8 protein-coding genes and 1 pseudogene are annotated in these 9,544 nt (G+C 44.1%); all 9 read left to right on the top strand.

All coding sequences use genetic code 11. The features are described from left to right. Positions 1-319: 319 nt before the first annotated feature. The 9 genes and pseudogenes from FKN88_RS16385 (at position 320) to FKN88_RS16420 (ending at position 9,362) form a co-directional block, all read left to right on the top strand. A complete protein-coding gene (locus FKN88_RS16385; RefSeq protein WP_199249765.1) occupies positions 320-1,483 on the top strand; it encodes a linear amide C-N hydrolase in 1,164 nt (387 codons plus the stop codon). Continuing rightward, positions 1,447-1,698, top strand: a complete 252-nt coding sequence (locus FKN88_RS17535; RefSeq protein WP_072670339.1) for a YtcA family lipoprotein — start codon at positions 1,447-1,449, stop codon at positions 1,696-1,698. The genes FKN88_RS16385 and FKN88_RS17535 overlap by 37 nt, the downstream gene beginning before the upstream one ends. Positions 1,699-1,700: 2 nt before the next feature. Beyond that, positions 1,701-2,768 (top strand): multidrug transporter subunit MdtN, encoded by a 1,068-nt coding sequence (gene mdtN / locus FKN88_RS16390; protein ID WP_158137603.1) that lies wholly within the window; start codon positions 1,701-1,703, stop codon positions 2,766-2,768. Further along, the gene (locus FKN88_RS16395) at positions 2,749-4,650 is read left to right on the top strand and encodes an FUSC family protein (protein ID WP_306687688.1); all 1,902 of its coding nucleotides are present in this window, start codon (positions 2,749-2,751) and stop codon (positions 4,648-4,650) included. Before mdtN ends, FKN88_RS16395 begins: the two co-directional genes overlap by 20 nt. 104 nt (positions 4,651-4,754) lie before the next feature. Next, positions 4,755-6,200 (top strand): TolC family protein, encoded by a 1,446-nt coding sequence (locus FKN88_RS16400; RefSeq protein WP_306687689.1) that lies wholly within the window; start codon positions 4,755-4,757, stop codon positions 6,198-6,200. Positions 6,201-6,381: 181 nt separating this feature from the next. Beyond that, a complete protein-coding gene (locus tag FKN88_RS16405) occupies positions 6,382-6,840 on the top strand; it encodes an ion channel (protein WP_158137604.1) in 459 nt (152 codons plus the stop codon). Positions 6,841-7,176: 336 nt separating this feature from the next. Further along, the gene (gene fhuF, locus FKN88_RS16410) at positions 7,177-8,007 is read left to right on the top strand and encodes a siderophore-iron reductase FhuF (protein ID WP_306687690.1); all 831 of its coding nucleotides are present in this window, start codon (positions 7,177-7,179) and stop codon (positions 8,005-8,007) included. Between the two features lie 82 nt (positions 8,008-8,089). Beyond that, positions 8,090-8,275: pseudogene (locus tag FKN88_RS16415) on the top strand (type II toxin-antitoxin system HipA family toxin); the annotation flags it as partial. Between the two features lie 82 nt (positions 8,276-8,357). Continuing rightward, entirely contained in the window at positions 8,358-9,362 is a 1,005-nt protein-coding gene (locus FKN88_RS16420) for a YecA family protein (RefSeq protein WP_306687691.1), read from the top strand. Positions 9,363-9,544 lie beyond the last annotated feature (182 nt).

Here is a 9,544-nt window from a genome sequence, read left to right on the forward strand (position 1 = left end):
CGTTTAATTCGGGTGGCATTTTTTTTCAAGCACGAGGATCACGATTTTTAAATACATTTTTAAAACAATCCATCTCCTTTTTAAATGTATTTATTTTTTATCGTTATTTAGTTGTCAGTAAAAACTGATGATTAGCAATGAATTTACAACATTGATGGTGCGGAAAAACTCTATTTTTTGAGATGAACTAATGATAGAGGTGGATTCATTGACAAAGCCATTGATTGAACTATATTTTTTTTACGAATACTTTGTCGATACACCTCCTATTAAATGGGGATTCATGTGACTTGGTACAGAATTATTTCAAGGAGCTGTCATGCACGCATCATCTACACTCAAACGAACACTCATTTCAACAGTACTTGCGGCAACGTTTATGCTTCCAGCAATTAGCCAAGCTTGTACGTCACTTTTGTATACTGATGCCAACGGTGCGCCTTATGCGGGTAGGACCATGGAATTACCGGTCCAGCTAGATTATAAGGTCGCTTTCTTTCCCCAAGGCTCGAAATTTTCTTCCCATGCCGATAAGCATGCTTCTTTAAATTATGAAGCAAAACACGCTTTTTTATCGATTGCCATGCCAGATCCTATTACTAAAGATCTTAAAGTAGTCGAGGGCATTAATGATCAAGGGTTGAGTTTCAGTGTCTTAGCTTTTGCAAGTACTGAAGGCCCAGAAGATATGTCAGACAAAACTCAAAAAATGTTATCTGCGATCGATTTAGGAAGTTGGGCATTATCACAATTTAAAACGGTGAATGACGTCAAGGCCGCGTTAGAGAAACAGCCTGTATTGGTCACCGCTCTATTACCCATGGGATTATTGAAAACCCCTTTCCACTACACTCTACACGATGCTAATGGTCACTCTATCGTTATTGAGTTTTCGAATGGTAAACAGCATATCTATGAAAATCCTTTAGGTGTTATGACCAATGGTCCTGAGTTTACTTGGCACTTAACTAATCTTAATAATTACACGTTTTTAAGTAATATCGACCAATCAGAGATAAAACTCGGCGGGGTAACGTTTAAACAACCGGATTCAGGAATCGCAACGGCAGGATTGCCGGCATCAAATACGTCGGTAGGCCGCTTTGTTCGTGCGGTTTATTATGCTCAGTTTACTGAAAAAGCGAAAACACCCGATGAAGCCGTCACGACCTTGGCGCATATTATGAATAATTTCGACCGACCTCGAGGTATCACTATTGATAGTCGTATGACCGAGGCTCTTCAAGATAAGGTAGCTCCTGGAGTGGTTGGACACCGTATGTACACATCAGAATATTCGACTTGGACTTCGTTATCTGATCTTAAACGGCTGCGATTAAGTGTTCGTTTATATGAAAGCTTAAATTACGTCACTTTTGACCTAGGAGCATTACGCAAACAATCAAGTCCAATGGTCGTTCCTCTCAGTCAGTTCTCTGGTGGAGCATGGGATGGAACGCAAACACTCTTATCTCATCAATAAGGGGCATATCGGTGAGCCCTTTGTTACCCTTTTATGGCGCTTATTTTCCGTCTTGGCTTATATGCGCCATGATTGGGATAATTAGCACGGTATTAATACGTATTGTCTTAATCCGACTTGGTGTTGATGAAGGCATCCCGTTACGAACGATCGTTTATATCGCGCTTGCGAGTATGATTACTTTGACGCTAGCGATCACTGTTTTTGGAGTTTAGTGATGTCTAACTCTGCTTATACACGTCGATATAGTGTTGTGGGTACTGCCTTGGCGATAGCGGTTGTACTTGGCGCACTTGTATCGGGATGGTATTACTTTCAACACAGCACAGATAAGGCTCTTTCTGAGGATGCGGTACTGAGTGCAAATGTTGTTAACGTTGCTTCTATCGTTGCAGGACGAGTAATCACTATTGCTGTAACCGATAATCAGCGTGTCGACGAGGGACAGTTGTTATTTGAAATTGATCCCAAACCCTATGAAATAATAGTCAATAAAGCCAGATCAGAATTACAGCTTGCTAAAGCATTGCGTGATGCTCAGCGTAGAACAATTACGGCTGAGTCATCCAATGCTGCTATCGCTTCAGAACAGGTTCATCGTGCTCGTACCAATCTCTCTCTTGCAGAGACCGCACTTGCCCGGCTATTACCATTAGCGGCTAAGGGGTACGTTACTGTTCAGCAAGTGGATGATGCGAGAACGGCGAGGGATGATGCTCAAACCACGCTCGAACAAGCCATACATCAAGAGGCTGCGGCTCAAGCTTTGATCACCAGTCTTGATGAATCAGAGGCATTAGTTGGTGCTCGGCAAGCAGCATTAGCGATTGCTGAGCATGAATTAGCGGCAACTCAAGTACGTGCCCCACATGAAGGTCTTGTCGTCGGTCTCACGGTTTCAACGGGAGAGATTGTTGCTCCCGGGCAGTCTCTGTTTACGCTTATTGATACTCGTAAATGGTACGCTTTGGCGACTTTTCCCGAAACAGAGCTGGCTCATATTGCTGTGGGCAACTGTGCACAGGTTTATATACTGGCAGATCGTTCTATTCCCGTTTACGGTCGGGTTGATAGTATCGGTTGGGGAGTGATATCTGAAGAGCTGATCAATTTACCTCGCAATGTTCCTTACGTACCCAAATCATTAAATTGGGTACGGATTGTTCAACGCTTTCCTGTACGAATCATTATCGATAATCCTCCAGCATCTTTGATGCGTGTAGGGGCTTCAGCGGTTGCGGTAGTCAAGCATAGCGAAAATTGTGATGACCGTTCAAAAGAGTAATACTCGCGAGTTGATGTCGTATTTATGGTCTCAATCTCTGGAGGATTTACAGTCAGCGCCAGGGCGAGCGGGTTTAGCTTGGCGAATTGCACTGTTATGCGCTTTGGTAACCGCGGTCGGTATGATGTTTCAGATCCCTGAAGCTGCGATCAGCTGCTACCTAGTCATCTTTCTAATGAAGCCTGATGCGGTGGTCAATATTGTCACGGGTTTTGGCTTTCTCATCTTATTGCCCGGACTTATTGCGTTTTTGGTTTGGCTTATCAACCTAACGAATGGTTCGACGATGCATATCATGGCGGCTATTGTCGTCACTTCTGTTTTGCTGGTTTATCTTGGCGCGGCAACACAGCTAGGGGAGCAAGGTAGCGTAGCGGCGTTGATCATTGCTTTTTTACTTACTTTGATCGTTAAGGCACCGTTTGGCGAAGCGGCGAGCTTTGCACTGCGTGAAGCTTGGTTAATGGCTGCTATGCCGATGATATTAATGATCGGCTTTAATTTTCTACTCGGATTTTCACCAGTACAGCTATTACGGGATAAATTGCGCTCTCGATTGGCCGTGACTATTAAGGCATTAGAAACCGGTGACTCAGCCGCGTTACTTCAATATCTACGCGAAGGAAATAGTGCCTTTGAGCCGCAAGCGCTTACTGTAAAAGCACTTCGTTTAGTTAATCTTTCTGCCGCGCAACAGATAGCTACCGATATTCGTGCAGGTTTTAAACTCATGCTTGCTGTTTCCGCCTTACCCGCCTCTATGGATGCTGATCGCCGGATCGCTCTAGTGGATGCTATTCGTGATATTGATGATTCACTTGCTCAGGGGAAGGCTCCCCAATGTTCAATTGCTCGTGCTCAAGATCTTGACACTGAAATGGGAGAAGCAGAGAAGCAGGCCTGGGATGCGCTCCGTTTACTTGCGGGAGCGAGTGAGCCTGAAATCGTGTCGACAAGCAAGCCCGCATTTGTTGCCCCAGACGCTTTCACTAATCCTGCCTACACTCGTTTTGCGTTCAAAACGACCTTAGCTGCGATGATTTGTTTTCTTATCTATACCGCTATCGATTGGCAAGGCATTCATACGGCGATGATTACTTGCTATGTAGCAGCATTAGGAACGACAGGAGAGACTTTACACAAGTTGGCGCTGCGCATTGTTGGGTGTTTGATAGGAGCATCACTTGGCATTGCCTCTATCTTTTGGGTGATACCTTATATCGATGATATTGCTTCGTTAATGGTATTGATATTTTTAGGCTGCTTAATTAGCGCTTGGATTTCAACGGGGCCAGAGCGTAGTTCTTATGCTGGTGTTCAGGTAGCGCTCGCCTTTCTACTCACCGTATTGCAGGGTTTTGGTCCGAATCTGAGTTTGGAAACCGCGCAAGGTCGAATTTTTGGTATATTGCTCGGTAATGTTGTGGTTTATCTGATTTTTTCTCGTCTTTGGCCCGCGCCTTTAGAGGGCGAGGTCCGTACATTATTTTCTCGTGCTCTATCGGAGTTGACTCGGATGGCTAGGTTACCTTCCCATCAACGCATACAGGCTTTGGGGCATACTGCTGCTGTAGAATCGTTAGTCGGAAAATGTGATGAAGCGTTGTGTCTATTGCCGTTTGAGCCAAAATGGTTACGCCCGCCACCAAAACGTGAAGCGGCTCTTAAAAAAGCGATTGATGAAATAGAATCGCTCAATAGAGCCATTTGGTTGAGCGGTGAAACGGACCTTGGGCCACTTGCTGATTTACTTGATGATCTTGCACTACGATTTCAAGATAAGTCCGGAAAGCCCGGTTCTTATAATATTGAATTGAAAGAGCGTTCTGATCTTTCCGCATCATTTATTGATTCACTGGATCACGTTATGGAGGCAGCATGATAAATAACGGTCGATATTATTTGCGATGTCGTGTTGGTTCTTCATTCATCGTATTAATGATGGTTTTGATAGTCTCTGGCTGCGTATCTAATGTGGATCACAGGGTGTCTCCAGCTCCGGATCAGCCATGGGTACCAAGTGATAAGGATAAAACCGCATTATGGAGTCTGGCTGGTTCCGATGATAGTCAGCCCACTCCAACTCATGTTATTCCAGACTTCAGTATTCCCGAAAACCCTGCTCGTGCGCAATTTAGGCAAAATGAGTTTATTGATTCTGAACAACGCTATGGGCTCCCTGAATTGATTGATTTGGCACAACGAACGAATCCAGAAACACGAGCGGCTTGGCAACGCGCGAGACAAGCGGCAATTGCGGTTGGCATGGTCGAAAGTACTTACTTACCTTTCATTGCAGCAAGTGTTGTGGGAGGATCTCAGACGGTCACCGTTCCATTACCGGAAATTTTCGGCCAGCGTCATATCGATAATACAGAACAAGGCAGCGCACAAATACTGTCACTTCAATGGCTTCTGTTTGATTTTGGACAGCGAAAAGCGCTTTCAATGGAAGGTCAGCAGGTTGCGGTAGCAGCAAATATTTTATTCAATGGCACACATCAAAAATTGATTTTCGATGTCTCTCAAGCTTATTACGGTTATGGTGCAGCCATTCAACGGCGAAGTTTTGCTGAGGAGGCCTTACACAACGCTCAAGATATTCAAGCGGCGGTTGCAGCAAGAGCGGATCAAGGGCTCGCTACGACCATGGATGTTGCTCAAGCACGGCAGGCCGTCGCTCAGGCTAAATTTCGTCGTATTCAGGCTATTGGTGATGAGCGTACGGCTTATTATCATCTGCTTGCCATTGTCGGTGTTAATAGCGAATTGAACGTTGATGCTGCTAATATAACGCAACACCCCCTTCCTAAACCCATTGATACTCCTATGGATAGGCTAATACAGCAAGCCTTATCACAACGTCCTGATGTTGCAGCAAGTTACGCCGCTTTACAGGCGAGTAAAGCTGGTGTTGATGCGGCTCAGGCGGGTTACTTACCCAAGGTTTATTTGGGTGCAAGTGCTAGCTGGGGATCTGGAAATTTCGATATTTCTGGTCTTCCCTCAATCAGTCAGCAGGGATCTGGGAACAGTGTTCTCTTGGGAATAACCGTACCTATTTATGATGGCGGTTTAAGAAGTGCGCGGGTTACAGAGGCTAAGTCTCGATTTGAGGCTGCTGAGGATGAGTTTCAGCGGGTACAAAATGCTGCCGTAGCAGAAATTATTGCTGCACATAACGCTTTACGCACGGCACATGAAGCCTATCATGCAGCAACCGAGCTGGTTGCAGCTGCGTCAATTACTTACGAAGCCGCCATTGCCGCTTATCGTAATGATATCGGTACGATTGATGCAATCACAGTCGCAGATACGGCATTACTTGATGCCCGACAAGCGCAAGGGGATGCTCATGTGGCGACACTTATTAGCTCAGTTAACTTAGCTTTTATTATGGGTAAACTGACTTCGCGCGAGAGCTTGCTCTGAAGTTAAAAATGCAGCCTCTAAGACGATAGCCATTGTTATTGGATTATCTCTGTTTTTTCTTAAGTCAGATTATTCATCCGCTTAGATAATTGAGATGGCAATATAACTACTACTGAAATATATCGCTTTCTAGCATTCAGGGCTTTACGCATTAATTTTTGACAATAGGTAAAGAAATAACATGAGCAATATTAAAAGTTTTAAGCCTTTTTCTATCGCTAAAATATATTTATTAGCCGTTTTGCTGGTCTTTAGTCTCTTCTATGTGCATGCATGGTTAATATTTGATGTCGCTGGAGATTTTCTACGAGCTCATCCTTGGTTTATTGAGCACTTTAGCCCGAGCTACGCAGGAAAGATAATTATCCTATGCTGTTTTATGATCCTATTTTTTGCCCATTTACTTGAGGTTGTCGGGTGGGGGATATTTTTGCGTTGGGCTGGATTAGTGTCTTCGGTCACAGAGGGATTATACTTTGTTGGTACCTCAATCAGTACTCTAGGTTATGGTGATGTTGTACTTACGAAGCCTTGGCGACAGATTGGGCCAATAATTGCTATCGCTGGAGTACTTAAGTTCGGATGCTCAACGGCTTTTCTCTTCTTTGTAATCCAAACTGTGTGGGAAAATAGTCTCTAAAAACAGGGTATGTATTTAGAGTTTAAGATAGTTATAGTCATTATCTGGTTGATTGATAATAGTTTTTATTTTAATTATTATTTGTGTTAGGGTGTTGTTACTATTCTGAGAGAGCATTAGAAGAAGATGTTATCGTTTTCCTTCGCGTGATGTTAGCTTCGTTCAGCCCGGTAAACCTTCGAGGAATTAACTAAAGGATGGATATAAACACGCCTTCCATTAATCCCTTTAGCCCGACCCTGAAGCGCTGTGTCTAATGATCATCCCTCGGGTGAGAATGGCGAGCGGTTATCACCGAAGTGATGAACATAATGAAGTCAATGGGGGACTACCATCATGGGAATAATCACTCTAGCTAACCAGCTCAACCATTTGCTCAGCCAAAAAGCGGCATTTTATGCTGAGCATTTCAAAGCCATCGATAATTTGCAGCAGTTACCTCCAAATGCTCATTGTTTAAACTCGGTGCTCAGTGCGACACATTACAGACCATGGTTGGAACAGTTTGCTCTTAGCTATCGAGTAAAAGGGAGCGTTGTTGGAGAGGCAACGCGAGAAGTCGATGCAAGGGCATTACATTCAATGTGGAGTCAGTGGTTTTTTGGTCTGCAACTGCCACCTTTATTATTGTGGCTGTTTTGTTGTCCGCCCGGTAGTGAGCTTCAGCGTGCCATTGCTGCGGCATCCAGTTGGGATAATTGGTACTTTGAAGCGCACGAAAGTGGTCGAGTAGAAACTTTTTATTTATTGCTTAGTCCAGAGACGAATTATCTTGCTTCCGTCAGTCAGCTTGCCAGTTGGGAGCAGTTACTCGAACGATTGCTCATCCCGATCGTCGAGCGTTTAACTTGCCTTAGCCCTGTGGCTGCAAAGCTTCATTTTAGTCATCAAGCTTATATTGTGCATTGGTATCTGGGGGAGCTGTCACTCCCTGATAGCTGGCGTGATCAACGGATAAACGAGATATTCGCTCGTCCAGAGTTATCATTAAGGGTAAGTGATCAGCCGACAATCAATCCCTTTTGGCGAAAATTAAGACTTAAGGAGCAGCAAAGCGCGCGTATCGTGTGTTGTCTGCGCCACAAACTGCCTTGCACCCAAATGTGCGCAGATTGTCCGCTAGATAAGAAGCCTCGCATACATGCTGCCCAAAAAGCTTGTGGTTAGTGCGCTGTTTAATCAGAGCGAGGGGGATTAAACTTTACTCACTACTTGCCTATGGCTTTTACTAAATCTTAGTGCTGTTTTTTGGTTGATTAAGTTTACCTCTAAAAATCTCGCGCTCGGCTATGAAGAAGGTTTGTGTGAGGCTGTCTATTTGCAAATGGCTGAACAAGCTAAGTGTCAACCGCCAATTTGGCAGCTCATTAAAGCACCGAATACAAGCGGTGCGTCTGCTTGGTTGGCGTTCAAGCGTTTTGATTATGTCACTCAATAGACCAATTTAAGCAGCAATCGCAGTTGAGGTCGCTTGCATATGCACAGCGCTTTTTTTACAACAATAATAAGGGACAACAATGAAGCTCGGTCGTAACGATCCTTGCCATTGTGGCAGTGGTAAAAAATTTAAACGTTGTTGTATGAGCAGCGTTTCCAAGCAACATGCCCAAGTCTTCGATGATGCTCAAGCTATGCTGGCAATGAACCCAAATTTGAGTATTGATGAACTCAACACTGCTTTACAACACAAAGTTCAGGATCGCAATAATCAACCTCATCCCGATTTTTGTGGTGTGACGCCAACGCAAATGGCCAATTGGCTTTATGCGCCTTTTGATCAATTACAGTGGGTGACCATCAGCACACCAGAAGATCTTTCTTTCAGCCCTATAATGCGCTATTTAGCCCTCATTCTTGATGAGGCTATGGTCCAAGAAGGCTCCTTCAAAGCCACAAGTAAAGGCAACTTACCGACTAAATTAGTCAAACAGGCCAGTGCGTTATTGCCTGAGTTTGCCGTTGCTCAATTCGAACGTGATATAAGCATCAGCGAGTTTGCGGGCAGCAACGAAGACAAGTTCAATGCCTTGCACTACACCAGAGTGCTAGCCGAAATTAGTGGCATTATTTATCGGCGAAGCGGTCGCTACCATGTAAAAAAATCAGCGCAAAAACAATACCAAGCCCAAGGGCTACAAGCATTTTTCAAACCCATGCTAGAAGCCGCCATCAGCAAATATAATTGGGGTTATTTGGACAGTTTTGAGTTCGATGTCGACTTACGTACTTTTTGGCTATTTATGCTGTGGCGCATTCAAAGCCACAATAGTGTCGATCAGCTGATTGACGAAGTGATGATAGCTTTCCCCGATTTACTACACTCCTTCCCTGCAGATGATTACGTCTCGCCAGAAAGAAACTTAAGTATGCTTATTGAATCAAGGTTTATTGAGCGATTTTTGCAGTTTTGGGGATTTGTGACCATGGACCCAAGACGTTATATAAACGCTGAATCCGTCGCCAGAGTGGTTCAGCTACAGCCTTTGTTAAAACAAACTTTTCAATTCACCATAAATACATAGCAAGGTTATCGTGAGCGAATATTAATACTATATATTCGAACGTTTGGAACTGCTCGACCCTGTAAATAATTTTGTGTAACTGCTATTGCTTACAAGTAATCAGTTAATCGTTCTTCAAACATAATCATAAAGCGATTTAGCGCTTGCTTCCAGTGATGAATTGGCATCGTCCATCTCTTGGA

This window comes from Vibrio sp. 2017_1457_13 (genome assembly GCF_030851525.1).
Classification (GTDB): domain Bacteria; phylum Pseudomonadota; class Gammaproteobacteria; order Enterobacterales; family Vibrionaceae; genus Vibrio; species Vibrio metschnikovii.

What these genes read in the sequence shown, in the direction of transcription:
- FKN88_RS16420 (WP_306687691.1), top strand. Translation starts at nt 8,358, where the DNA reads ATGAAGCTCGGTCGTAACGATCCTTGCCATTGTGGCAGTGGTAAAAAA.
- FKN88_RS16395 (WP_306687688.1), top strand. Translation starts at nt 2,749, where the DNA reads ATGACCGTTCAAAAGAGTAATACTCGCGAGTTGATGTCGTATTTATGG.
- fhuF (WP_306687690.1), top strand. Translation starts at nt 7,177, where the DNA reads ATGGGAATAATCACTCTAGCTAACCAGCTCAACCATTTGCTCAGCCAA.
- FKN88_RS17535 (WP_072670339.1), top strand. Translation starts at nt 1,447, where the DNA reads ATGGGATGGAACGCAAACACTCTTATCTCATCAATAAGGGGCATATCG.
- mdtN (WP_158137603.1), top strand. Translation starts at nt 1,701, where the DNA reads ATGTCTAACTCTGCTTATACACGTCGATATAGTGTTGTGGGTACTGCC.
- FKN88_RS16385 (WP_199249765.1), top strand. Translation starts at nt 320, where the DNA reads ATGCACGCATCATCTACACTCAAACGAACACTCATTTCAACAGTACTT.
- FKN88_RS16405 (WP_158137604.1), top strand. Translation starts at nt 6,382, where the DNA reads ATGAGCAATATTAAAAGTTTTAAGCCTTTTTCTATCGCTAAAATATAT.